We start from the raw sequence: 23,771 nt of genomic DNA on the forward strand, positions 1-23,771 counted from the left end.
AGTGCACGGCCCTGAAGCGTCAGCACAAGAGCATGAGCACAAGGCTGGGGAGCATCAGGTCACGCACTGAGCGATGGACGGTCAAACAGTTTGGAGTCAAACAGTCTGGAATCGACTCTGTGCGCAGAACGCGCCAGGCCAGTCTATACTCCCCGCCCAATCCGGTTCAACTGCCATGACGGGCCGGGAGCAGTGCTTCGGGACACAGCTCACCGGGAAGACAGTCCACTCGCAGAACGACAGTCTACTCACAGAACGGCCGTCCACTCGCAGAGCAGCTCAGAAGTGCGTGGCGCAGTACGGGGCCCCAGGCAGGTCCACGGTGGCGGCCAGTGCGTCCCAGGCCACCTCACCGACGGCGGCGACCCGTCCGGCATCGCGCATGGTCAGCACAGAAACGTCCCCCAGATAGAGCGCCCCGAGAGTCTCCACGTCCATGGTGACATGTTGAGCCTGCTCCGCGCTCCCCCGGTCAGCACGGCTGACCTGCGCCGCACCTGCGCGGACGCTCAGAGCGAAGGTCCCCGAGCTGATCCCGAGAGGATCCGTCAGGCTCAGCGTGACGTCGCCATCGGCGCCCCACCCCCGGCCCTGCAGTGCGGCCACCGGGTCCAGCACGCGGATCCAGAGGTGATCGCCCACCGACTTCACCGCGGCGGCCCGTGGATTGACCAGCATGGGGACGAAGGCGTCCTGGACCGGGGCCTGCGGCATGATGATCCGCTGGACCAGGTCCATCTGAGCCAGATGTCGGATCAGCTCAGCCCGAGAGACGGCGTCCACCGCGACCAGATCGCGGACCCGCAGAGTGTAGGGCTCAGCGCCCCGACCCTCATGGGTGAAGGCTGCGAATCCGCCGAGCTCACCTTCCTCGGTCACATGGACCACAGTCCGCAGCGCCCTGTTCCAGCGGGTGATGTCCTCCGGGTCCCAGCGCGCAGTCCCGTCCTTCCGATAGACGGATTGGCGCCCGACGGAACCGCGGCTGCGGACATGGAACTGCGCAAAGATCTCCTGCAGGGGCCCTTGCAGGCTGGAGGGGTCCGCCGACAGTACCCGTCCGCTGGGAGCCTGGCGCAGCGCGAAACCTTCTCCAGCGGCGGTGACGTTGAGGTGGATCTCCTGTTCGCGGGTGGCCGGTGCGAAGCCGAACCGCCCATAGATGCCGCCTTCGGTGGCGGTCAGGGCGGCCACGGCAGCGCCGTCCTCCGCTGCGGCGGCCAGCCGGGAGGTCATCATGTGTTTGAGGATCCCACGACGCCGGAAGCTGGGGTTCACGGTCACCCCGGTGATCAGCCGCGCCGGGACAGGCTCCGCTCCCCCGGCGTTGAGGGTCTTGTCGTAGTCGATGAAGGTCCCCACCGGGTGCTCCGCACCGAAGCCGTAGGACTCGAAGGCTTCGCCCCAGGGCTCGAGCGCGGCGGAGCCGGGGTCCACGTAGACGCCGGTGAGCTGCTGACCGTCCTCCACCGAGGTGGGCACACGGCGGCCGAGCTGCTCTTCGCTCTGCCAGGGCTGGTAGAAGCCGTGCTCGACGCTGCGGGTGAAGGCTGCGCTGGCGGCGTCGGGCGTGCCGTCCTCATTCAGCGAGGCCGGGAAGGTGCGAGCGCTCAGCCCCTCGGCCAGAGGGGTCACGAGAGGCGGCTGGGCAGTCATCAGTGAGCCGCCTGGTGCCAGCTCGAGCCGACGCCCACGTGGACCTCCAGCGGCACAGAGAGATCAGCGGCGGCACCCATCTTCTCCAGCACCAGAGCCTCCAGCGTCTCGCGCTCTCCGGGGGCGACCTCGAAGATGAGCTCATCGTGGACCTGCAGCAGCATGCGGGACTGCAGCTGCCGCTCGGTCAGTGCGGCATCCACGTCGATCATCGCGCGTTTGATGATGTCGGCGGCCGAACCCTGGATCGGGGCGTTGAGTGCGGCCCGCTCGGCCATCTGACGCAGCTGCCTGTTCTCGCTGGTCAGATCCGGCAGATAGCGGCGCCGCCCGTAGATGGTGGAGGTGAAGCCGTCCTTCTTGGCCTGGGTGACCACTTCGCGCAGGTAGTCGCGCACGGATCCGAAGCGTTCGAAGTACTCATTCATCAGGTTCCGGGCCTCGTCCACACCGATGCCCAGCTGCTTGGACAGTCCGAAGCTGGAGAGGCCGTAGGCCAGGCCGTAGCTCATGGCCTTGACTTTGGAGCGCTGCTCGGCGCTGACCTCCTCAGTGCCCACACCGAAGACCCGGGCGCCCACGAAGTTGTGCAGGTCCTCGCCGGCCTTGAACGCGTCGATCAGCGCCTCGTCCCCGGAGAGATGGGCCATGATGCGCATCTCGATCTGCGAATAGTCGGCGGTCAGCAGGCTCTCATACCCATCGCCGACCACGAAGGCGTCCCGGATCAGCCGGCCCGCCGCAGTGCGCACCGGGATGTTCTGCAGATTGGGATGCAGGGAGGAGAGCCGGCCGGTGGCGGCCACCGTCTGGGCGTAGGTGGTGTGGATGCGACCGCCCTGGACCGATTCGATGAGCCCGGTGACGGTCTGGCGCAGCTTGGTGGCATCCCGGTGTGCCATCAGGTTGACCAGGAACTGGTTGCCCGGGGTCTCCGGGGAGGTCTTGGTCAGCAGGTCCTGCAGAGTCTCCACGTCGGTGGAGTAGCCGGTCTTGTTCTTCCGCACCCCCGCCGTGGGCAGCTCCAGCTCCTCGAAGAGCACGGTCTGCAGCTGCTTGGGCGAGCCAAGCTTCACTTCATGGCCGACCACGTCATAGGCCGCCTGGGCCGAGGCCTCGATGCTCCGGGCGAACTCTGCGTCGAGCTCCTGGAGCATCTCGGTGCTGACCGCGATACCGGTGAGCTCCATCTGCAGCAGGATCTCCGCCAGCGGGATCTCCATCTCGTAGAACAGCTGCTCGGCCTTGCGGTCCACCAGCTCGGCGTGCAGGCGGGAGGAGAGGCTGTGCAGCAGCATGCCGCGCACCCCCGCCCGGGCCAGGTCTTCCTCGGTGACGCCGGGGACAGGCTCCTGGGCGGCGTCGAAGAGCGAGCCTTGGACCGGCTCCTCCCCGGATCCTGCGAACCGCTCCCCGCCGATGTAGTCCGAGGGTTCGGTCGAGCTGCTCAGGTGCTGGGCGACCAGATCGTCGAAGGCGAAGTTCCGCCGGTCAGGCTGAACGAGGTAGCCGGAGATCAGCGTGTCCTCCACCGCGCCGCGCAGCGGCAGGCCGCGCCACGCCAGGCGCTTGCCCGCGTCCTTGACGTCATGGAGCAGCTTGGGCTTCTCCGCAGCGAGCAGCCAGTCGGCGAGGGCCGATTCCAGCTCCTCATCGGCAGAACTCAGCGGAACGGCGAGCGCGGTCACCGGCTCCCGGGACGGTTCACCCTCGTGCTGATGCGGCGCGGGGACCAGGACCACGGCCAGCGCCTCAGCGGTCCGCGCCGCCTCATCGCGCTGGGCCTTGGTGGATCGCGACTCCCCCGAGCGGTCCAGGCACAGGCTCAGCGCCAGCGGGGCCTCCTCATGCTCGCTGAGGAACGTGTTCAGCTCCGCAGCTGAGGCGGCCACCCGCACCTCCGGCAGGGCCTCGGTGGGCTCAGCGGAGAGGTCGGCCTCCGGGAAGCGACTGGCGAAGACTTCGAAGAGCCGCTCACGGATCTGGTTGAACTGCAGAGCATCGAAGAGCGGCTCCACCGCTTCACGGTCCGGAGAGGTGAGCAGGCAGTCTTCGAGCTGGACCGGCAGGTCGAGGTCGCGGACCAACCAGTTGAGCTCCAAGTTGCGCTCGACGTCGGCCAGGGCGGCGCGCAGGTTCTCGCCCACTTTGCCCCGGATGTCCTCGGCGTGGGCGATGATCTCGGCCGCGGAGCCGTATTCGGTGATCCACTTGGCCGCCGTCTTCGGGCCGACCTTGGGCACTCCGGGCAGGTTGTCCGCACTCTCGCCGACCAGTGCCGCCAGATCGCGGTAGCGCTGCGGAGGCACCAGATACTTGGCCTCCACCCCGGCGGGGTCCAGGCGGACCGATTTGGAGACTCCGGAGGTCGGGTAGTCCAGGTGGGTGTTCTCGGTGACCAGCTGCAGGGCGTCGCGGTCCCCAGAGACGATCAGCGTCTGCCAGCCGGCCTCCTCCGCCTGGGTGACGTAGGTGGCCACGATGTCGTCGGCCTCATAGCCTTCCACGGTCACCGCAGGGATCCGCAGCGCCTCAGCCACCTGCTTGATCAGGTCGATCTGGCCGCGGAACTCCTCCGGGGTCTTGTCCCGTCCGCCCTTGTACTCGTCATAGGACTGGTGGCGGAAGGTCGGAGTGTCCAGGTCGAAGGCCAGCGCCACATGGGTGGGCTGCTCCTCGCGGATGAGTTTGAGCAGCATATTGGTGAAGCCGTGCACGGCATTGGTGTACTGCCCGGAATCGGTGATGAAGCTCTCCGGGGGCAGGGCGTAGAAGGCACGGAAGGCCATGGAGTGGCCATCGACCACCAACAGCTTCTTGGGGGACTCGCTCGCGGGGTTCACAGGGCTCGGGTTCACAGGACAAGCCTATCGATAGAGTGGCCCCTATGAGCGATTCCACCCCCGAGATCACTGCCCCTGAGACCACCGCCCCCGCCGGACCGACACCCTTCCCCACTGACGCGGAGCGCCGCGCGCTGCTCGAGGAGAGCGGCATCCCGGAGGAGTTCCATCACCTGCTGGGCCCGCACGGCGTGGCACCGCTGAACCGCAGGCTGGGCATCCGGATGGTGGAGATGTCCGCGGAGCGCATGGTGGCCACGATGCCGGTGGCCGGCAATGAGCAGAACGTGGGGATCCTCCACGGGGGCGCCCATTTCGTGCTTGCCGAGTCGTTGGGCTCAGTGGCCGCGCTGCTGCACGTCTACCAGAACCTCGGTGAGGTCCATCCGACAGTGGGCACCGAGCTCAGCGCCACCCACCACCGCTCGGTCAGCGAGGGAACGGTGACCGCCACCTGCACGCCGCTGAACCTGGGGCGGCAGATGACCAGCCACGAGATCGTGATGCGCGACGACGCCGGACGCCGCCTCTCCACCGCGCGGATGACCAATATGATCCTGCGGCCGCGCTGAGCCTCAGTCCTGCAGCAGCTCCGTCAGAGCCTGGTCGATGGCGGCCGCGTGCTTCTCCGCGGTGTAGCGGTCGCGCACCACGGCAAGACCCTGCTCGCCGAGGCGGTGCAGCTGCTCCGGGTCCGCCAGGACCTCGCTGAGCACCCGCTGCAGGGAGTCCGCGCTTCCGGTGGCGTAGTACCGGCCGGTCTGTCCCTCGATCACCGCTTCGATCTCGGGGCTGGAGTCCGGGTGCCCGTCTTCGGCCACCACGGGTACGCCGAAGCTCAGCGCCTGAGTGACGTTCAGTCCGGCCCCACCGATGGAGACGGCCACATCGGCGCGGGCATAGAGCTCGCTGAGCCGCTCGTAGTCATAGACCGCACCCAGGAACTCGGCCTCGACGCCCAGGGCGGCGAACTTCTCCTCCAGCCGGGGACGCTCAGCCCCATCGCCGACCACCACCACGCGCGGGCGAGGCGCCTCCTCCGGGAAGGCATGAAGCGCCTCGGCCAGAGTGTCCAGTCGGTGACGTGCTGTGAGGCGGGAGCTGTAGATGATCGTGGGGCGGCCGGCGTCGGGGCCCTGCTCAGCCCGGCGCTGGTCCGCGGCGTGGCCTTCCTCCGCGGCCTGGCCGGTCAGCGACTCCGGGTAGATGCTGTTGTAGACGACCTTGATCTTCTGCTCCGGGACGCCATAGGAGACCCCGAGCTCCTTGGCTCGGTCGCCGTAGACGAGCAGGCCGTCAGCCAGGGCGTAAAAGGCCAGGCGCAGCCGACGCTTGGCGCCGCTCTCCGGGCGCTTCCAGCCGTGGCCCCAGAAGATGACCCGACGGCGCCGCAGCTTGCCGACCACAAGCGCCGCCCAGGCGGAGAGGGTGTAGATGCGTCCGGCCAGCACATAGGCATCATGGCCGCCGGTGAAGACATCGCGGACCTGGCCGTCCTCCCACCACAGGGGCCCGAAGGTACGGAAGGTCATCGGAGTGACATGACTCAGGACATCCTCAGAGGCAGGCTGGATGCGGTCGGCCGCAGCGCCTTCTGAGTTCTTGAACCGTCCGACCAGGTCATAGGAGATCCTGCGGGACTTCAGCAGATTCTTCAGCAGGGGCTCACGGTAGTGGGCAACTGTCGGTTGGACCACGAAGTAGACCCTGGGCTTTTCCATCGGAGGGGATGACGGGAATCGAACCCGCGTCGTCGGTTTGGAAGACCGAAGCTTTACCATTAAGCTACATCCCCGCTCTGCCGGCCCTCCTGCGGTCCGGCGTCGCGCTGTGAACGCTCCACATATCTTAGCCCCAGCCTGCACGGCTATGCCAAATCCGGCGGGCAGAAGCCGTTAGAGTCGGTACGTGCATTCACAGGACCACGCTCGGCAGGAGTACCTCCAGCGCCTGGACGAGGCCGCCCAGGCCCACCGCGGCGCCGCACAGCGACTGCAGGAGACCACCCGCTTCCCGGAGCGCTGGGAGCCGCTGCGCCGAGCGCACGAACGCCGTGCCGCCGATCTCGCCTCGCGGGCGGAGGACCCCCGGCCGGAGCAGGAGCACAGCACTGCCGCCCTCGCCGCGGCCCGGCCGCACCAGCTGATCGAACAGACTCTGAACGCCGCCGCCGAACTGCCCACCGGCGAGCCCGGGATCTCCCGTCCGAGGCTGCAGCTGCGCATCGGCATCATCTGCGATCGCTTTCTCTACGACACCTTCACCGGCTTGGCCCAGCTAGTCCCGATCACCCCGAGCAGCTGGCGGGAGCATCTCGGCCAGGTGGATCTGCTGCTGGTGGCCGCCACCTGGCGCGGCCATGACGGCGCCTCCTGGGACGTCACCGCCCCCGAAGCCGCCGCGAACCGCCGCATGCTCATCGAGGAGATCCTGCCTGCCTTCCGCCGGGAGGGAACACCCACGCTGTTCTACGGCAAGGAGGATCCGCCGGACTACCGAGAGTTCCTCGACGTCGCCCAGGCCTGTGAGCACATCGCCACCACCGCCGAGGAGATGCTGCCGCGCTATGCCCAGGACTGTCCGCAGGCGCGCAGCATCTCTGTGCTGCCCTTCGCGGTGAACCCGCAGCTGCACACCCCACTGGGCTCTCGGCGTCCGCGTCCCGGTCCCGCTGAGCATCCGGTGGCTCCCCAGGACCTGATCTTCTTCGCCGGCTCATGGATGGGGAAGAAATACCCGCAGCGGGCCCGCTATGCCCGGTGGATCCTAGACGGCGTGCTGGCCGCCGGACGCCCCTTCGCCCTGGTGGACCGCTATTGGGGCGCGAAGAACCCGGTGACCGGACTGCCCACCCCCAACCAGCTGGTGCCCTTCGAGTATTGGCCCCACCGCAGCGAGTCCATGGCTCATGACGAGCTGATGCAGCTGCAGCGCGTCACCGATGTGGCGGTGAACTTCAATTCGGTGACCGACTCCATGACGATGTTCGCCAACCGTGTCCTGGAGCTGCAGGCCTCCGGAACCATGGTGCTCTCCACCTACAGCCGCGGAGTCGACGCTCGGTACCCGCAGGTGCATACGGCCCGTTCCGCCGAGGACGTCAGGCGGCGCTTGGAGCGTCTCGACCTGGAGGAGCTGCGTGCGGTGCAGTCCACCGGCATCCGTGAGGTCTTCCTGCGCCACCACGGAGCCGACCTTCTGGCCGCCGCCGCCCGCCGCACCGGCCTCGAGGTCTCTCTGCCCCAGGAACGGGTGGTGGCGGTGACCGAGGAGATCACTGCCGAGCTCACCTCCGCCATGGAGGCCCAGCAGCTTCCCGACGGCGCTCAGCTCACCCTGACCACGTGGGAGCAGCTGGACTCTGCTCAGGTCGACATCCTGCTGCCGGTCAGCGCAGAGCATCACTATCCGCCCCACTACGCGGCCGATCACCTGGCCGCATTCCGCTACCAGTCCGCACCTGCCACGGCGACGGTGCCCGGCACCGCTGAGAAGACCGACCACCTGGTGCACCGGCACGTCCATGGCTGCGCGCAGGTGCCCGGATTCGCCGTGGAGCTCAGCGCCTGGTGGCTGCCCGGGCTGGATGATCTGACTGCTCTGAACCCGCAGGCGCTGCGGGAGCTGGCCCAGCGGCGGCGGATCTACCTGCTCCCCCATGGTCAGCACTGGGAGGCTCCGCCGAAGGACCCCTTCGAAAAAGAGATCGCGGGCTCTGCCGCCCGCCGGCCCTCAGCCCAGCAGCAGCTGGCGGGCCGAGCGCGTCGGAGCCTGCAGCAGCTCAGGCAGAGCCGTGCGGGACGAGCCGCAGCGGTCATCTACCGCCACACGGTGAAACCCTCGGACCAGGGGCTGCGCGAGGAGCTGGAGGCCGTCACCGCTGACATCGCCGTGATCGACGAGGTCTATGACCAGCTGCAGATCCCGCAGCGCGAAGCTGCGGCCGAAGCCGCCCGGCGTCAGCTCACCGAGCGCCGATACTCCTCGTAGCGGGAGCCGGCGGCCGCCTGGAGCATGCCGCGGCCCTCGCGGAGATAGGCTGCATCCGCATAGCGCACCGGTCGGCGCCGCAGTCTGCGCGCGCCGTAGGCGAGGATGCCGTAGGTCAGCCGTGCTGTGCCTTCTGCGGCCACGCGCAGCCGGCCGTGCCCACGTCGGGTCAGCTTCAGAGCACGGACATGGCCGGCACGGACTCCCCGCTGCCGCATCCACTCCTCGGTGAGCCGCTCAGCGGGGACGTCCTCCTCCACCTGCGCCTCGGCGCACCACCAGGAGACCGCCCCGGCGGACTGCATCCGCTCGAAGAGGTCCGAATCCTCGCCGCCGGTGAAGTTGAAGGCGGTGTCGAAGCGGAAGCCGCGGCGGGTGAACCATTCGGCGCGGACCAGCACGTTGTTGGTGGCTGGACGGTAGGCCCACGGCCCGGTGGGGAAATCGCTGCGCCGGATGAAACCGGTGCGCTCGATCCGCTCGGCCTCCTCAGCCGGGACGATCGATGCCACGGGCCCGGAGACGGTGTCCGCTCCGCTGCGCCGGGCGCACTCCAGCAGAGCGTCGAGCCACCCGGGGCGGACCCTCTCGTCGTCGTCGACGAAGATCACCGCCTGAGCGTCCTGCGGAACAGCCTCCACGGCGGCGTTGCGCGCGGCGGCGATGCCCGGCTCCGACTCGTGGACATAGCGAGCCTCGGGGTAGAGCCTCCCGACGACCTCCGCGGCCTGGCCCTCCGGGGAGTTGTCCACCACGATCACCTGGGGAGCCTGATCATCGCGCCCGGCGGCACGCACCGAGGTCAGCAGATCCGCGAGCAGATCGTTGCGGCGGTAGGTGCACACGCAGATCCAGCTGTGCTCGTAGGTCGGTGTGCTCATGGGCGCAGGAACGTCCTCAGCAGTGCGGAGTACCGCTCGCCCAGCCGCGGCAGGTCGGCATGCTCGGCGACCCAGCGCCGCCCGGTCCGGCAGACAGGGGTCGACTCCGGGTCGCGGGCCAGCTCGGTGAAGGTCTCGGACAGCGCCTCGACGCTGCTGTCCACCACAGAGACGTTCTCCGCGTGGGAGAGGATCTCGGCGGCCTCGCCGGTGACGGTGGCGGTGATGTGCTTGCCCAGCCCCATCAGCTCGAAGGTCTTCGACGGCACGGTCCAGGCGAAGGAGGCCCAGTCGGTGCGCAGACTCACCAATGCGGTGTCCGCCCATCGGTAGTGCTCCCAGACCTGCTCGCCGTGGACGGCGTCGTGGAACTCCACCGCTGGGCATCCCTCTGCGAGAGCTTTCAGCTGATCCTTCTGGGTTCCGGAGCCCACCAGGCGCAGGGTGACTTCCACCTCGCCGCGCTCGACGATGCGCCTGACCGCACGGATGACCGTCTCCAAGGCCTGGCTCTCACCATGATTACCCAGATAAGCCACGCGGAGCTCACCGGCACGGCGTCGCCGGTGCTCCAGCTGCGGGATCTGCTCCAGCGTGACGCCGTTGCTGATGGTCTCGACGCGATCCACCCCGCGGCCGCGCAGGCGCTCAGCGAAGCCGGCGGTGACGGTGACGACCAGCTCGGCGCGGCGCTGGACGCTGGTGACCGCCGCCTCCATGAGGCGGCCGGCCGGCCCTGCCCGGACTTCCGCCTCACGGGCCAGCTCGGGCCAGGCATCGCGCATATCCACGACCAAGGGGGCCCGGCGCAGTCGGGCGGCCAGCCAGCCGGCGCAGATGACCGGAAGCGCCGGCACGGTGGCCAGGACGACGTCCGGCCGCGGCGCTGCGACGGCCCGTGGGACCATCATCATCGAGGACACGGCGTCGGAGAGGAAGCGGCCCACCCGCGAATTGCGCAGCAGAAGGTACGGGGTGCGGCGGACGGCCTCCCCCGCCGGGCCCCGCTGGGGCTTCATCGTGAAGGCCCCCACGGACATCTGTTCGACCGGGGTATGGCGCGCATTGGCTGCGGGGGTGATCACGTCCACCTCCCAGCCGTCGGCGATCAGCGACTCCGTCAGTCGCTGCCAGCGGCGCTGCGGCGGAGTGCTCTCAGGCCAATAGGAATGGATGAGCAGCTGCAGCCGAGGTTTCGCCTGAGACATCACTCAGCCGCGACCTCACCGGTGGGGGTCTCCTCCTGCTGGGCGGGCTGGTCCTGCTGGGCGGGCTGGTCCTCGCCGGACTCCTCCTGCACCTCGAGGTACTCCATGAGGCCGTCCATGTTGTCGTTGCGCAGGGAGCGCCGCAGCAGCTCCATCATGGACTCGTCCTGAAGGATCACCTGGGCACCGCCGGCGGTGGTGGCCTGTTCACCGGTGGGGATGGTGAACATGTGGATGTCCTCAGAGCGCACATCCGACATCTCCAGCGCGTAACCGGCCACAGTGTCGGCGTCGAGGCCCTCATCCATGCTGAGATAGGGCACGATGCCGTTGACCACGTCCATCACCCGCTGAGGGCTCGTCAGCGTGTCGGCGGAGAGGAAACGGTCGACGATGGCTTTGACCACCAGCTGCTGATTCTCCACGCGGATGTAGTCACCGGTGGGGAATGACTTGCGTTCGCGGACGAAGCGCAGCGCGTCGGCCCCCTCGAGCCGGATGTCTCCTTCGGGGAAGAAGGCCGGGTTGTGCTGGCCTGCGGAGAAGGATCGCGGGTTGTCGACGTAGACCCCGCCCAGCGCGGTGGTCAGATCGCTGAAGCCGGTGAAGTCGATCGTGGCCACGTGGTCGATATGGGTGTTCAGCAGCTCCTCGACGGTGTCCACCACGAGCTCTTCGCCGCCGAAGCCCAGCGCGGTGTTGATCCGGCCCTCCCCTTCACCCGGGACATCGACCCAGAGGTCGCGCACCAGGGACATGATGTAGACCCCGGAACGGTCGGCGGGGATATGGGCCAGCATCATCGTGTCGGAGCGTTGGCCCTCGATGTCGCCGATCTGCTCGCGATAGGAGGCCTCATCGTCACCGCGGCTGTCGCTGCCCAGCAGCAGGATGTTGATGGTGCCGTCGCTGGTCCGATGGGCGGTGTCGTCCTCCATCTGCAGTTCCAGCACATTGCGCTGATCGTCGAAAGCGCTGCGCAGCTGATACAGATAGATCCCGACGACGGCGACTGCGGCCACCACCAGGACGGCCACTGCGCTCAGCGTCCACGCCGCGACGCGACGGCGGCGACGCCTCTTCTGCTCGGGCGCCTGCCCCTCCGGGAGCGGGGCGGAGCTGTCAGGCGCGTCCGGCTGGGCACCGGGCCGCGCGCGGCGGGGCCGGTGCGGTGGCCGGGAAGGATGCTCGTCATGCACCCATTCATGCTAGCCGAGGAATCTTGACAGTTAGTGAAGGGTCACCAGCGTCCCTGCCGTGGGCGGGGCTGGCAGCGCGGGCACCAGGAGGACGAGCGACCCATGAAGGGGGTCCGGCGGATGAGCGTCTCCACACCGGCATCGGCGCAGCGCCTGCAGGGCTGCCCCTGCCGGCCGTAGCACTGCAGGGACCGGTCGAAATAGCCTGAGGCGCCGTTGACATTGACATAGAGCGCATCGAAGCTGGTCCCGCCGGCAGCCAATGCGGCCTCCATCACCTCCCTGACTGCGGTGAGCAGCCGTGCCGTCTCGGCCCGGGTGATGGTCTCGGTTCGGCGGGCGAAGTGCAGTCCGGCCAGCCAGAGCGCCTCATCGGCATAGATGTTGCCCACTCCGGAGAGCAGCTGCTGATCCAGCAGGGCGCGCTTCAGCCCCGAACGCCGCCGGCGCAGCGCCCTGAACAGCGTCTCCGCAGTCACGGCGGGCTCCAGCGGGTCAGGGGCGATGTGGGCCGCAGCCTCAGGTACTGTCCCGCTGGGGTGGGAAGCGGGAATCAGCGGGGAGATCTGCATCCCGCCGAAGATGCGCTGATCCACAAAACGCAGCTGTGCCGGTTCGGCCCCGCTGAGGCTCAGCGTGATCTTCAGATGCTTCTGCCGGGGAGCCTCGCTGTCCTCGATGAGCACCTGGCCGCTCATCCCCAGGTGGATGAGCAGCGCGGCGCCCGCCGGCACGCCGGGTGCGGATCCGCCAGGGTCAGATCCGCCAGCCTCAACGACGTTCAGCGGGATCCAGAGGAACTTGCCGCGCCGCTGCGGGGTGCCGAGCTGGGCACCTGCCAGGCTCTCGACGAAGTGATCGGGCCCCTCGATGTGGCGGCGCAGACTGCGGGGGTCGTGCACCTCAGCGCGGCGCACGCTGCGTCCGGCAGCCCAGGTCTCGACGCCGCGGCGCACCACTTCGACTTCAGGAAGCTCTGGCATGGGCCTCCTCCGCTCAGGCGGGTGTGCCGGGTGCCCGGTCCAGGACCAGGGTGAGGATGTCGTCGCTGCCGGAGAGTCCGACCAGCTCCTCCACTGTGGCGCGGGCAGCTTCCCGCTCGGCCTCCTTCTTGGAGGGGCCGGATCCGGAGGCGTAGGAGGTTCCGCCCATCGTGAGCGTGGCCGTGTAGGACTTGTCGTGGTCGGGGCCGAAATCCTCGATCACGTAGCGGATGTCGCCGAGCTCCCGCTCCGAGGCGATCTCCTGGATGGTGGTCTTCCAGTCCTTGCCCGCAGTCATCGCCTCCTTGTCGGAGAGCAGCGGGGTGACCAGGCGCAGCACGAGCTTCCGGGCCGTCTCAAGCGAGGTGGAGAGATAGGCCGCTCCGATGAGCGCCTCCATGGTGTCGGCGAGGATGGAGTCCTTCTGCTGGCCTTTGGTTCGGCGCTCTCCGGTGCCCAAGCTGATGTGCGGGCCGATGTCCAGGCTGCGGGCGATCCGCGCCAGGGACCGGGTGCTCACCAGCGCAGAGCGCAGCTTGGCGAGGTCGCCCTCGGGAAGGTCCGGGTAGCTCCGGTAGAGGTAATCGGTGACGGAGAATCCCAGCACGGAGTCGCCCAGAAACTCCAGGCGCTCGTTGGTGGGGATGCCGTCGTTCTCGTAGGAGTACGAGCGATGCGTCAGGGCAAGACGAAGAGTCTCGGGGGCAATATGCACCCCGAGACTCTTCGTCAGCTCTTCGTGTCCCTCCACGTTCATACGAGGGGACTCAGGCGTCGGCGACTTTGCGACCCTTGTACTCGTAGAACAGGGCGGAGCCGGCCGAATCGGTCACCAGCTTGGCCTGGTGGGGCTTGCTGTAGACCACACGGCCGTTCTCCACAGTCTTCACCAGCTTAGGGGCCTCAGCCTTCCACTGGGAACGGCGGTGACGGGTGTTGGCACGGGACTTCTTCCGCTTCGGAACAGCCACAGCGTCTCTCTTCTCTCTCGATGGTGGTCAGTTGTCTTGGTCAGTGTTCAAGTCTAGGTCCGCCAGAGCGGCCCAGCGGGGGTCGAGCTGCTCATGAGCATGCTCCGGGTCCTCCTCCATGCGGAATCCGCACTGGGAGCAGAGTCCCGGGCAGTCCTCTCGGCAGACCGGTTGGAACGGCAGCGCCGAGACCATCAGGTCCCGCAGCACCGGCTCCAGGTCGATGATGAGATCCTCACCGATGACCCGCTCATCCTCACTGTCGGCCTCCTCCGCATCGGACTGAGCCCGATCCGGATAGACGAACAGCTGCATGACGTCCACAGTGAGCGGATAGCCGATCTCATCGAGGCAGCGCCCGCACTGTCCGGCCACCTGCGCCGAGGCGGTGCCGGTCAGCAGCACGCCCTCATGCACAGATTCAAGCCGCAGGTCGAGGTCGAGATCGCTGCCTTCCGGGAAGCCGACCAGCACCGCCGCGAAATCCGCGGGGACCGCGGCCGTCCTGTTCAGATGCTGCTGAGTGCCGGGCTTGCCCTTCAGCTCTTTCACATCCACGGAGAGCTCGGTCATGGCCATCACTCCCCCTTGGAACGTCGCGGTGAAACTTCTGGTGAATCTTCTTGATAGACGGCAGACATCAAGACCGACATAACAGTCTATCAGAGATCCGCCGCGAACTCCTTGAGCCAGCCGCGCAGATCTGTGCCGAGGTCTTCACGGTCCACGGCCAGGGTCACCACAGCCTTGATGTAGGAGAGCTTATCGCCGGTGTCATAGCGGCGACCGCGGAAGATGACCGCGTGCACTCCGCCGCCCTGCTCGACCGGCTTGGAGGCCATAGCCTCCAGCGCGTCGGTCAGCTGGATCTCATCGCCCTTGCCGGGAGGAGTCTGCTCCAACTGATCGAAGATCGCCGGGTGCAGGACGTAGCGGCCGATCACGGCCAGGTTCGACGGCGCATCAGCCGGCTCGGGCTTCTCCACCATACCTCCGACCGGGACGACCTCCGCGCCGGACTCGGTGAAGCGGTCCTCAGCCTTGTCCCGGCCCCGCGCGTCGATCACGCCGTAGGCGGAGATGTTCTCCTCCGGGACCTCCATGACGGCGATGACGGAGCCGCCCAGCCGCTGCTGGGTCTCCAGCATGGTGGTCAGCAGCTCGTCGCGCGCATCGATGAGGTCATCGCCCAGGAGCACGGCGAAGGGCTCATCGCCGACGTGCTGCCGGCCGCAGAGCACAGCGTGGCCCAGGCCTTTGGCCTCACCCTGGCGGACATAGTGGATCTCGCCCAGCTCCGTGGCCTTGTTCACGGCGGCGAGCTTCTTCTCGTCCCCCTTGGCCCGCAGCGTGGCCTCCAGCGCCGGAGCAGAGTCGAAGTGATCCTCCATCGCCTTCTTGTTGCTGCCGGTGATCATCAGAATGTCATCGAGACCGGCGCCTGCCGCCTCGGCCACCACATACTGGATGGCGGGCTCGTCCACCACCGGGAGCATCTCTTTGGGCATGGCCTTGGTGGCAGGCAGGAAGCGCGTGCCGAGACCGGCCGCAGGGATGACAGCTTTGCGGATGGAAGTCGTCGAACTCATGAGGTCACCTTAGCCCACTTGATGTTTCAGCCGCTGACGCCACGGTCGGTGAGGCGGCGGCACACCGCCCGCGGCACGAAGTCCGAGATGTCTCCACCCAGCGAATGGACCTCTTTGATCAGTGTGGAGGACAGATGGGTGTAATGCCCGTCGGCCGGCAGATAGACGGTCTCCAGCCCGGAGAGATGACGGTTCATCGTGGCCATCGGGCTCTCATAGGCCAGGTCCCTGCAGTCGCGCAGGCCCTTGACCACAGCATGGATCCCCTCCGCCCGGCAGAAATCGGTCAGCAGGCCCTCGCCCAGCGGTTTGACGGTGACGCCGCGGACATAGGAGAAGGTCTCGCGGGTCATCTCGATCCGCTCGTCGAGGCTGAACAGCGGCGTCTTGTGCATATTCGCAGAGACGGCCACGACCACCTCGTCGAAGAGGTTGGTGGCACGGGCGATGATCTCGACATGGCCGTTGTGCAGCGGGTCGAAGGATCCGGGACAGACTGCGGACTGCATGAGTCCGACACTACTATGAACGCCATGCTCCCGAAGTCTCCGCAGGACCACATGACCCCTGCCCCCGCCGCACGGCCCGCCGCCGATCCGCTGTCGCTGCCCTCCCCCTGGGCTCGTTCCGCCGCCGGGGCCAACACCTTCGACCACGACGCCGACACGGTGCTCCCCACCATCTACGAGCGCACCACCGCGGCCGCCCTCGCCCACGAGGCGGTCAATCTGGGGCAGGGCTTCCCGGACCAGGAGGGGCCGGAGTGGCTGCGCCAGGCCGCGGCACAGGCGCTTACCGATCCGACGTCGGGACCGTCCAACCAGTACGCCCCAGGCCTGGGCCTGCCGGTGCTGCGCGAGGCTGTGGCCGAGGACCACCTGCGACGGGGCGGAGTCAGCCTGGATCCGTCATCTGAAGTCATGATCACCACGGGAGCCACGGAGGCCATCGCCGCCAGCATCCTGGCCTTCGCCTCCCCGGGCAGCCAGGTGCTGACCTTCGAGCCTCATTACGACTCCTACGGGGCGATGGCCGCCCTGGCCGGCGCGGAGCTGGTGGGCGTGCCGCTGCGCGGGCCCGAGTTCCGCCCGGATATGGACGCCCTGGAGGCCGCGGTGACCGAGCAGACCTCGATGCTGCTGCTGAACACTCCCCACAACCCCACCGGCACCGTCTTCACCGAGCAGGAGCTCCGCAGGGCGGTGGAGATCGCTCGACGCCACGACCTGGTCATCATGTGCGACGAGGTCTACGAGCAGCTGGTGCTGACCGGCCCCGAGGGCGAGGCGGCACCCCAGCCGCACCGTTCGGTGCTCTCTGTCCCGGGCGCCGCCGAGGTGGCCGTAGCCATCGGCTCAGCCGGAAAGTCCTTCTCCGTCACCGGATGGAAGGTCGGATGGCTCTGCGGCTCGGCCGAGCTGGTGAACCGCATCCGCGGGGTCAAGCAGTTCCTGACCTTCTCCTCGGGCCCGGCCTTCCAGTGGGCCGTGGCCCAGGGCCTGCAGGATGACCGAGGATTCTTCGCCGAGAACGCCGCCTCGCTCTCCGCAGCCCGGGATCTGCTGCACAGCGGCCTGCAGAGCGCAGGGCTGCGCCCCAACCGGGCGGCGTCGGGGTATTTCCTGCTGGCTGACATCTCCGAGATCACCGCACTCGACGACGTCGCCTTCTGCCGCCTGCTGGCCGAAGAGGTGGGGGTGGCCGCCATCCCGGTCTCCTCGCTGACCATCCGGCACCGCGCCGAGCATCGAGACCCCGCAGAGGGCGATCCGCTGCAGAAGCTGGTGCGCTTCGCCTTCTGCAAGCGCCTGAGCACTCTGGAGGAGGGCATCGACCGGATGGTCTCCCGCCTGCCTGCGCTGCTCTGAGCCGTACGGCTCTAGGCCGGTTCTGCCAGCCAGATGTGGGTGCTGCCGTACTTCTTGTCCTGGAACCGGACCAGGCCTTCGGGCCAGGTGGGCTCCGGGCTGTGCTCATCGCGTTCGACGACGACGGTGGCCGCCTCATGCAGCTGCGGCAGCGCTGCGGCCAAAACATCGGCCAGGACCTGCTCCGTCAGCTGATACGGAGGATCCAGGAAGAGCAGCTCGACGGGCGGGCCCTGCCGGGCCTTGAGGTGACGCAGAGCATCGGCCTTATGGACTGTGGCTGCCGAACCGAAGAGCGCCGCGTTGCGGCTCAGCGTCCGATGAGCCGCCTCCGCCTTGTCCACCAGCTCAACAGAGGCCGCTCCGCGGCTCAGCGCCTCGAAGCCCAGAGCCCCGGACCCGGCGAAGAGATCCACGACCACCGCATCGATCAGCGCGTCATAGCCCGCCAGCCGCGAGAACAGCGACTCTTTGACCCGGTCACTGGTCGGCCGCGTGGCGTCTGTGGGCACTGCGTGCAGCCGGCGGCCCTTATGCGTTCCGGCGATGATCCTGGACATCAGTCCTCCTCCGCTTCTGTGGCCCTAGCCGTGCTGGATGAACTCTTCGGCCCGCTCATTCTCACTGAGCCAGGCGTCCACCGTCTCACGCAGGGCAGGGTGGTCCTGCCAGTCCGGGTCCTGTTCGGTGAGCCGCCGGATGTGCTCCGCCGCTCGGGCGATCTCCTCCTCATGGCGGCTGACCCGCAGCAGCTTCAGCGACGAAGCCCGTCCCGCCTGCGAGGCTCCCAGGATGTCGCCTTCGCGGCGCCGCTGAAGGTCCAGCTTGGCCAGCTGCATCCCGTCGCTGTGGGAGGCCACCTCACGCAGCCGCTCCAGAGAGGGATGACCCTCGGGCAGCCGCGTCACCAGCAGGCACAGCCCCTGCGCGGAGCCCCGGCCCACCCGGCCGCGCAGCTGGTGGAGGGTGGAGATGCCGAAGGCGTCGGCGTCGAGGATGGCCATCACCGTGGCATTGGGCACGTCCACCCCGACCTCGATGACCGTGGTGCTGATCAGCAGGTCGATCTCACCACGTTCGAAGGCTCGCATGGTCTGCTCGGTGGTCGCCGCGTCCATGCGGCCGTGCACGGTCGCCTGCCGGACGTCCTTGAGCAGCGGATGCTCCGCCAGACGCTCGCCCATCAGCTCCACTGAGGCGTCAGCGGCGGCATCGACGCCGGCCCGGTCCATCTGGTCCTCGGCTCCGGCAGAGTCCTTCTGGGTGATCTTGGGACAGACCACATAGACCTGGTGCCCCTGAGCGATCTCCTCGGCGATGCGTTCCCACACCCGCCCGATCACACGGGGGCCCAGCGTCATCTGCGCCAGATGGGTCTCGATGGGCTGACGACCCCCGGGCAGGCCCTCCAGCACGGTGAGCTCCAGGTCGCCGAAGGCGGTCATCGCCACCGACCGAGGGATGGGTGTGGCGGACATGACCAGCATATGAGGAGTGGACTCGTACCGCGTGCGCAGGGCGTTGCGCTGTTCGACCCCGAAGCGATGCTGTTCATCGATGACCACCAGGCCGAGGTCGGCGAAGTGGACCTGCTCGCCCAGCACGGCGTGGGTTCCGACCACCAGATCCGTGGCGCCGGAGGCGATGTCCAGCAGAGCCTTCTTCCGCTCGGCGGTGCTCATCGATCCGGTCAGCAGCGTGAGTCTCAGCTGCGGCCGCTGCCCCTCGCACAGCGGACCGAGCATACGCCGCAGCGATCGTTCGTGCTGGGCCGCCAACACTTCGGTCGGCGCGATGAGCGCCGCTTGCCCCCCGGCATCGGCCATATGGAGCATGGCCCGCAGTGCGACCAGCGTCTTGCCGGAGCCGACTTCGCCCTGGAGCAGACGGTTCATCGGCTCTGCACCGGCCAGGTCCTCCGCGATCAGCTCCCCGCAGCGCTGCTGACCAGGAGTCATCGCGAAGGGAAGCTGTGCGTCGAAGGACGCACGCAGCCCCTGCTGGGAGGCCGGTCGGGACCGAGCGGGAGCCTGACGGAGGTGCTGTCGGCGTCGGGACAGCAGGGCCTGGAGCATGAAGGCCTCTTGGAACCTCAGCCGCTCCAGCCCTCGCTCGGGCTCTTCGAGGTGCTCGGGGCGGTGGACCATGCGGTAGGCCTCGGCCAGCGTGGGCAGGGATTCGGCCGTGCGGACGGACTCGGGCAGGGGGTCCGGCCAATCGTCGACCTCGGTGAGGTCGAGCAGGATCTGGACGCAGCGGTGGATCTCCCAGCTCGTCAGCCCGGCCTTCGCCGGGTAGAGCGGAACCGGCGCGCTGCCTTCGCCGAACCGAGCCGCGGCGTCGTCCTCCTCTTCGGCCAGCACGGTGAACTCGGGGTTGTTCAGCGTCAGCTCGCCTGCGTAGCTGCCGACTTTGCCGTGGAACATGGCGCGGACCCCCGGTGTGAGCTCGCGACGGGCGTTCCACCCCTGGAAGAAGGCCATCTTCAGCCGGCCGCCGACGATGTCCTCGACGATCACCTCCACCAGGATGCCCCGCCGGCGCTGCATGCGCCGCTCCGAGGAGCTCAGCACCTGGGCGATGAAGGTGACGTGCTCGTCCTCGCGCAGATCGATGAACGAGGAGAGCTGACCGTATTCGATGTAGCGGCGCGGGTAGTGCTCCAGCAGCTCCCCCGCGGTGCTGAGCCCGAACGCCTTCTCCAGCTTGGCGGCGGCCTTGCCCCCGAGCAGACGCTCCAGGGAGGTGTCCGGGCGGACGTCGGAGCCCACGATCAGTGCTCCGCTTCGGTGCTGCACAGCGGCGCTGCGGTGTAGGTGGTCACCTCGCCGGCGGCATGGATGGCCCGGGAGGCCTCCTCCTCCGTGGCCGCGTGGACATGGATGCGCCACCGGTACATGCCCCGGTCATCGGCTTCGGCGTCGACCGGGGTGATGATCACCGATTCCCCCACCTCGTCGAGCTGATGCCGCAGCGAGGCGGCCCCCAAGGGGTCCAGACGGACGGTGCACATGATCTCCACGTAGTCCTCGTGCTGGCCCGAGGAGCCGCAGGGCTGGGCGGCACGTTCCCCGTCGAGGCCGTGCAGCCCCTTCAGCAGGTCAGAGTCCGGCTCTGTCCCGGTCATCGCAGCCCGCAGCGCATCGAAGACGATCAGCAGGCCGGTGCCTCCGGAGTCGACGACGCCGGCCCGAGTCAGGGCCTCCAGCTCCGTCTCCGTAGCCACCACCGCGTTCCGGGCGACGGCGAGCATGGATTCCAACGACTCGATGAGCGCAGCACGGCTCTCCGGCTCCTCGGCGGCCACGACCTGCTGGTGGGCGCAGGACCGCACTGCGTCGAGGACGGAGAGCATCGTCCCGGCGACCGGATCGCTCAGGGCCGACCAGGCGCGGACGCTGCCGTGCTCCAGTGCCTGGTCCAGCACATCGATGGTGAGTCGTTCGTGGCCGTGGAGGGGTTCGGCGAAGCCGGTGAGCAGCACGGCCAGCAGAGTGCCCGAATTGCCGCGCGCCTCAGCCATGGCCTCAGTGCCGGCCGTGGCCAGCAGCGCCCCGAGGTCGTCCTCGGAGCTCTGCTCGATCGCCTGCCGCGCCGCCGTCATGGTGGCGAGCATGTTGGCGCCGGTGTCGGAGTCAGCCACCGGGAACACATTGAGCCGATTCAGACTCTCCCCATGGGCGCGAAGAGCCTGCTCCGCGAGGACGAACCACCGGTGGATGGCGGCGTGACCTCTGATCCTGCCCTTCTGCTGCTGCTCACTCATCAACGGCTCTGCACGTACTCCTGGAATTCGTCGTTGCGGAGGGCTTCGCCGATCTCGGCGGCAGCCTCGGCATCATGGATCACGATGGACTGGCCGTCGGCAGAGGTGCCGAGGCCGAGGTTGGGCATGGTGAACATGTCGATGCCGCCCTCGCCGACGGAGCGCAGCTCCCATCCCAGGGATCCCACCGTACCGGAGTCCAGCTCATGGTCCACGACCATGTAGGGAGAGAAGGTCTCGACCATCTCGTGGACCCGGCCCGGGTTGGTCAGCGTGGACGGGGAGAGGACGCCGTCGAGGACTCCACGGATGAAGACCTGCTGATTGCGCACGCGGGTGTAGTCGCCGTCGCCGAAGGCACGGCGCTCACGCACGAACGCCATGGCCTGCTCCCCGTCCAGGTGCTGCTCACCTGCGGAGAAGCTGTACCCTGCCCGGCTCTCGAAGGCTTCCGGGGAGTCCACCGTGACTCCGCCCATCGCGCCGACCAGGCCCTGGAACCCGGCCAGGTCGATGGAGGCCACGTGGTCGATGCGCACATCGATCAGGGATTCCACGGTCTGGACGGTCAGCGGGATCCCACCGAGGGTCAGAGCCGCGTTGATCTTGGCCTCGCCGTGGCCGGGGATCGGCACCCAGGTGTCACGCATGATGGACATGACCTGCATGCTCTCGCGGTCACCGGGGACGTGCACCAGCATCATGGTGTCGGAGCGGGCACCGCCGGGGACCGTGGGCAGCTCCTCGTCCTCGCCTGAGCCGCCGCCGGAGTCAGCGCCCAGCAGCAGGATGTTCAGGGAGTCGTCGTCCTCATCCTTGGCGGGACGCTCGGACTCCTCCGGGAAGGTCTCCTCCGGGTCGAAGGTCTGGACCTGATCCTCGTAGGCGCTGCCCAGTGAGTTCAGATACAGCAGGGCCGCGACGAGCGCACCTCCGACGAGCACGACCATGGAGGCCATGATGATGAAGACGGCCTTCCGGCCGCGGCGTCGGGACTTGGGACGGCGCTGCGCCTCATCCTCCTCGTGGAAGATCTCCTGCGTCATCTGATTTTCCCGTCTTGCTGTGCGAGTAGACTGCCTCTAAGAATAAGTCATGAAGACATCTTTCCGGAGACCCAATTGCCAGACACTCACGCGTTGAGGCGTTCCCTGAGCGCTGTCCTGGTGGGCGGCGCCCTGCTCAGCACTGCCGCCTGCGCCTCCACCGCCTCTGTCGAAGCGGCTCCAGAGGCCGCCGATCCAGCCTGTGCTGACGTGATGCTGGCCCTGCCGGAGACCATCGGTGATCATGACCTCCGCCAGACCGATTCCCAGTCGACAGCTGTCTGGGGGGATCCTGCGGCCGCCGTGCTGCGCTGCGGGGTCCGGCCTCCGGGGCCGAGCACGGAACACTGCGTCAGCGCCGACGGCGTGGACTGGCTCTCCGTGGAGGAGGACGAGAACTGGCGGCTGACCAGCTACGGCCGCGACCCCGCCGTCGAAGTGGTCCTCGATGTGGAGCGCGTCGCCTCCTCCAGCGCCATGATGGCCGTCGGAGCCGCCGTCGAGAACGTCGAGCAGGACCGGACCTGCACCGCCGTGGAGCAGGAGATCGCCGAGACCGACGACGAGGTCGAGGTCGCCGATTGAGCAGGAGTGTCGCCGACTGATCCTCAGCGCAGACCGGAGGGACGCTCGAGAGCCAGCGTGATCAGTTCCGAGATCAGTTCCGGATAATCGATCCCCGTGGCCTTCCACATCTGCGGGTACATGCTGATCGGGGTGAAGCCGGGCATCGTGTTGACCTCATTGATCACCACCTCACCCTCTTCGGTGTAGAAGAAGTCGGCCCGTGAGATCCCTTCGGCGTCCAACGCCTCGAAGGCGATGACCGCCTGGCGGCGGATCTCCTGGCTGATCTCCTCCGGCAGATCCGCCGGGCAGGACAGGTCAGCGGCTGAGGCATCGGTGTACTTGGCGGTGAAGTCGTAGAACTGGTGGGTCTGCGAGCCGTCGTGAACCACGATCTCACCGCACATCGAGGCCCGAGCCCGGGCGTTCCCTCGGCCGCCGAGCACACCGCATTCGATCTCGCGGCCGACCAGGCCCTGCTCCACGACCACTTTGGGGTCGTGCTTCTGCGCCTCAGCCACGGCCTGGTCCAGCTGGGACCAGTCCTGGATCCGGGTGATCCCCACCGACGAGCCGGCCCGCGCCGGTTTGACGAACACCGGCAGCTGAAGACCCTGGACCCGCTCCACAGCTGCGGCGGGGTCATCGGCCCACTGCCGGGCCGTGATCGTCTCGTAGGGTCCCACCTTCAGGCCTGCGGCTTCGAAGGCGACCTTCATGAAGTGCTTATCCATCCCCATCGCGGAGGCGAGCACTCCCGCTCCCACGTAGGGCAGACCGGCCAGCTCGAGCTTCCCCTGCAGGGTGCCGTCTTCGCCGAAGGGTCCGTGCAGCAGCGGCAGGACCACATCGACCTCCCCCAGGGAGGAGGCCGAGCCGTCGGCGCCGATCTCCAGCAGCTGCGCGGAGCGTTCGGTGGAACCGGCCGCACCGGAGAACAGCTGGACTGTGGCCTCAGCAGGCTCCACGCGCGGCAGCCCCTCCCCGGCGAAGGAGAAGGTCCGTGGGTCCTGGGCGGGGCGCACCCACTGTCCGGCCGCTGTGATCCCCACCGGCACCACGTCGAAGCGTTCGGCGTCGATGGCGTTGAGCACACCGGCGGCGGTGACGCAGCTGACCGCGTGCTCGGAGGACTGGCCCCCGAAGAGCACCAGCACTCGGGGCCTGCGCCCCTGCTCGGTCTGATCCGTCGCGGCCATGTCGA

Annotated in this window: 21 protein-coding genes and 1 tRNA gene; 4 read left to right on the forward strand and 18 right to left on the reverse strand. The window is 68.0% G+C overall.

Annotated elements, in window-relative coordinates; all coding sequences use genetic code 11:
• Positions 1–279: 279 nt before the first annotated feature.
• Both JOF45_RS06795 and polA read right to left on the reverse strand, forming a co-directional pair.
• Positions 280–1,656: a GNAT family N-acetyltransferase gene (locus tag JOF45_RS06795; RefSeq protein WP_210048682.1), complete on the reverse strand. Its 1,377-nt coding sequence runs from the start codon at positions 1,654–1,656 to the stop codon at positions 280–282.
• Positions 1,656–4,514, reverse strand: coding sequence for a DNA polymerase I (gene polA / locus JOF45_RS06800; protein WP_342591424.1), 2,859 nt, complete (start codon positions 4,512–4,514; stop codon positions 1,656–1,658). Before polA ends, JOF45_RS06795 begins: the two co-directional genes overlap by 1 nt.
• A gap of 29 nt (positions 4,515–4,543) precedes the next feature.
• On the opposite strand from polA, the gene JOF45_RS06805 reads away from it, so the two are divergent.
• Positions 4,544–5,071, forward strand: coding sequence for a hotdog fold thioesterase (locus JOF45_RS06805; RefSeq protein ID WP_210048683.1), 528 nt, complete (start codon positions 4,544–4,546; stop codon positions 5,069–5,071).
• A 3-nt stretch (positions 5,072–5,074) separates the two neighbouring features.
• Here the strand turns inward: JOF45_RS06805 and JOF45_RS06810 are convergent, their stop codons facing one another.
• A complete protein-coding gene (locus tag JOF45_RS06810; protein ID WP_210048684.1) occupies positions 5,075–6,220 on the reverse strand; it encodes a glycosyltransferase family 4 protein in 1,146 nt (381 codons plus the stop codon).
• A 3-nt stretch (positions 6,221–6,223) separates the two neighbouring features.
• Positions 6,224–6,294, reverse strand: a tRNA-Gly gene (locus JOF45_RS06815).
• Between the two features lie 113 nt (positions 6,295–6,407).
• Between JOF45_RS06815 and JOF45_RS06820 the strand changes: the two genes are divergently transcribed.
• Positions 6,408–8,489: a glycosyltransferase family protein gene (locus JOF45_RS06820; protein WP_210048685.1), complete on the forward strand. Its 2,082-nt coding sequence runs from the start codon at positions 6,408–6,410 to the stop codon at positions 8,487–8,489.
• Here JOF45_RS06820 and JOF45_RS06825 read toward each other — a convergent pair.
• The 9 genes from JOF45_RS06825 to coaD form a co-directional block, all read right to left on the reverse strand.
• Entirely contained in the window at positions 8,459–9,370 is a 912-nt protein-coding gene (locus JOF45_RS06825; RefSeq protein WP_210048686.1) for a glycosyltransferase family 2 protein, read from the reverse strand. The genes JOF45_RS06820 and JOF45_RS06825 overlap by 31 nt on opposite strands.
• The gene (locus tag JOF45_RS06830; RefSeq protein ID WP_210048687.1) at positions 9,367–10,578 is read right to left on the reverse strand and encodes a glycosyltransferase family 4 protein; all 1,212 of its coding nucleotides are present in this window, start codon (positions 10,576–10,578) and stop codon (positions 9,367–9,369) included. The genes JOF45_RS06825 and JOF45_RS06830 overlap by 4 nt, the downstream gene beginning before the upstream one ends.
• Positions 10,578–11,777, reverse strand: a complete 1,200-nt coding sequence (locus tag JOF45_RS13300; protein WP_210048688.1) for an LCP family protein — start codon at positions 11,775–11,777, stop codon at positions 10,578–10,580. Before JOF45_RS13300 ends, JOF45_RS06830 begins: the two co-directional genes overlap by 1 nt.
• A 41-nt stretch (positions 11,778–11,818) precedes the next feature.
• Complete coding sequence (gene mutM, locus JOF45_RS06840; RefSeq protein ID WP_210048689.1) at positions 11,819–12,760, reverse strand: bifunctional DNA-formamidopyrimidine glycosylase/DNA-(apurinic or apyrimidinic site) lyase; 942 nt, start codon at positions 12,758–12,760, stop codon at positions 11,819–11,821.
• A 13-nt stretch (positions 12,761–12,773) separates the two neighbouring features.
• Positions 12,774–13,511: a ribonuclease III gene (gene rnc, locus JOF45_RS06845; RefSeq protein WP_210048690.1), complete on the reverse strand. Its 738-nt coding sequence runs from the start codon at positions 13,509–13,511 to the stop codon at positions 12,774–12,776.
• A 16-nt stretch (positions 13,512–13,527) separates the two neighbouring features.
• Positions 13,528–13,731 (reverse strand): 50S ribosomal protein L32, encoded by a 204-nt coding sequence (gene rpmF / locus JOF45_RS06850; RefSeq protein WP_210048691.1) that lies wholly within the window; start codon positions 13,729–13,731, stop codon positions 13,528–13,530.
• Positions 13,732–13,758: 27 nt separating this feature from the next.
• Positions 13,759–14,310 carry a YceD family protein gene (locus JOF45_RS06855; protein ID WP_245324166.1) on the reverse strand — a complete coding sequence of 184 codons (552 nt, stop codon included), beginning with the start codon at positions 14,308–14,310 and terminating at the stop codon, positions 13,759–13,761.
• A gap of 83 nt (positions 14,311–14,393) precedes the next feature.
• Positions 14,394–15,320, reverse strand: coding sequence for a UTP--glucose-1-phosphate uridylyltransferase GalU (galU, locus tag JOF45_RS06860; protein ID WP_210048692.1), 927 nt, complete (start codon positions 15,318–15,320; stop codon positions 14,394–14,396).
• A 26-nt stretch (positions 15,321–15,346) separates the two neighbouring features.
• Positions 15,347–15,829: a pantetheine-phosphate adenylyltransferase gene (coaD, locus tag JOF45_RS06865; protein ID WP_210048693.1), complete on the reverse strand. Its 483-nt coding sequence runs from the start codon at positions 15,827–15,829 to the stop codon at positions 15,347–15,349.
• A 15-nt stretch (positions 15,830–15,844) separates the two neighbouring features.
• Here coaD and JOF45_RS06870 point away from each other — a divergent pair, with 15 nt between their 5' ends.
• A complete protein-coding gene (locus JOF45_RS06870; RefSeq protein ID WP_245324167.1) occupies positions 15,845–17,188 on the forward strand; it encodes an aminotransferase class I/II-fold pyridoxal phosphate-dependent enzyme in 1,344 nt (447 codons plus the stop codon).
• A gap of 11 nt (positions 17,189–17,199) precedes the next feature.
• On the opposite strand, the gene rsmD is transcribed toward JOF45_RS06870, so the two are convergent.
• The 4 genes from rsmD to JOF45_RS06890 are packed head-to-tail and all read right to left on the reverse strand — an operon-like array spanning position 17,200 to position 22,000.
• Positions 17,200–17,748, reverse strand: a complete 549-nt coding sequence (gene rsmD / locus JOF45_RS06875; RefSeq protein ID WP_210048694.1) for a 16S rRNA (guanine(966)-N(2))-methyltransferase RsmD — start codon at positions 17,746–17,748, stop codon at positions 17,200–17,202.
• Between the two features lie 24 nt (positions 17,749–17,772).
• A complete protein-coding gene (locus tag JOF45_RS06880; protein ID WP_342591425.1) occupies positions 17,773–19,986 on the reverse strand; it encodes an ATP-dependent DNA helicase RecG in 2,214 nt (737 codons plus the stop codon).
• Entirely contained in the window at positions 19,962–20,954 is a 993-nt protein-coding gene (locus JOF45_RS06885; protein WP_210048695.1) for a DAK2 domain-containing protein, read from the reverse strand. The genes JOF45_RS06880 and JOF45_RS06885 overlap by 25 nt, the downstream gene beginning before the upstream one ends.
• Positions 20,954–22,000, reverse strand: coding sequence for an LCP family protein (locus JOF45_RS06890; RefSeq protein ID WP_210048696.1), 1,047 nt, complete (start codon positions 21,998–22,000; stop codon positions 20,954–20,956). Before JOF45_RS06890 ends, JOF45_RS06885 begins: the two co-directional genes overlap by 1 nt.
• A 93-nt stretch (positions 22,001–22,093) precedes the next feature.
• On the opposite strand from JOF45_RS06890, the gene JOF45_RS06895 reads away from it, so the two are divergent.
• Positions 22,094–22,585 (forward strand): DUF3515 family protein, encoded by a 492-nt coding sequence (locus JOF45_RS06895; protein WP_245324168.1) that lies wholly within the window; start codon positions 22,094–22,096, stop codon positions 22,583–22,585.
• A gap of 23 nt (positions 22,586–22,608) precedes the next feature.
• On the opposite strand, the gene JOF45_RS06900 is transcribed toward JOF45_RS06895, so the two are convergent.
• Entirely contained in the window at positions 22,609–23,766 is a 1,158-nt protein-coding gene (locus tag JOF45_RS06900) for a D-alanine--D-alanine ligase family protein (RefSeq protein ID WP_210048698.1), read from the reverse strand.
• Between the last annotated feature and the right edge of the window lie 5 nt (positions 23,767–23,771).

Origin of the sequence: Nesterenkonia lacusekhoensis (assembly GCF_017876395.1) — a bacterium.
In the GTDB taxonomy this organism is placed as follows: domain Bacteria; phylum Actinomycetota; class Actinomycetes; order Actinomycetales; family Micrococcaceae; genus Nesterenkonia; species Nesterenkonia lacusekhoensis.

Coding starts and splice junctions, on each gene's coding strand:
- JOF45_RS06795 (WP_210048682.1), bottom strand. CDS start 1,656: ATGACTGCCCAGCCGCCTCTCGTGACCCCTCTGGCCGAGGGGCTGAGC.
- JOF45_RS06805 (WP_210048683.1), top strand. CDS start 4,544: ATGAGCGATTCCACCCCCGAGATCACTGCCCCTGAGACCACCGCCCCC.
- JOF45_RS06810 (WP_210048684.1), bottom strand. CDS start 6,220: ATGGAAAAGCCCAGGGTCTACTTCGTGGTCCAACCGACAGTTGCCCAC.
- JOF45_RS06825 (WP_210048686.1), bottom strand. CDS start 9,370: ATGAGCACACCGACCTACGAGCACAGCTGGATCTGCGTGTGCACCTAC.
- JOF45_RS06830 (WP_210048687.1), bottom strand. CDS start 10,578: ATGTCTCAGGCGAAACCTCGGCTGCAGCTGCTCATCCATTCCTATTGG.
- mutM (WP_210048689.1), bottom strand. CDS start 12,760: ATGCCAGAGCTTCCTGAAGTCGAAGTGGTGCGCCGCGGCGTCGAGACC.
- JOF45_RS06855 (WP_245324166.1), bottom strand. CDS start 14,310: ATGGCCATGACCGAGCTCTCCGTGGATGTGAAAGAGCTGAAGGGCAAG.
- galU (WP_210048692.1), bottom strand. CDS start 15,320: ATGAGTTCGACGACTTCCATCCGCAAAGCTGTCATCCCTGCGGCCGGT.
- coaD (WP_210048693.1), bottom strand. CDS start 15,829: ATGCAGTCCGCAGTCTGTCCCGGATCCTTCGACCCGCTGCACAACGGC.
- JOF45_RS06870 (WP_245324167.1), top strand. CDS start 15,845: ATGAACGCCATGCTCCCGAAGTCTCCGCAGGACCACATGACCCCTGCC.
- rsmD (WP_210048694.1), bottom strand. CDS start 17,748: ATGTCCAGGATCATCGCCGGAACGCATAAGGGCCGCCGGCTGCACGCA.
- JOF45_RS06885 (WP_210048695.1), bottom strand. CDS start 20,954: ATGAGTGAGCAGCAGCAGAAGGGCAGGATCAGAGGTCACGCCGCCATC.
- JOF45_RS06890 (WP_210048696.1), bottom strand. CDS start 22,000: ATGACGCAGGAGATCTTCCACGAGGAGGATGAGGCGCAGCGCCGTCCC.
- JOF45_RS06900 (WP_210048698.1), bottom strand. CDS start 23,766: ATGGCCGCGACGGATCAGACCGAGCAGGGGCGCAGGCCCCGAGTGCTG.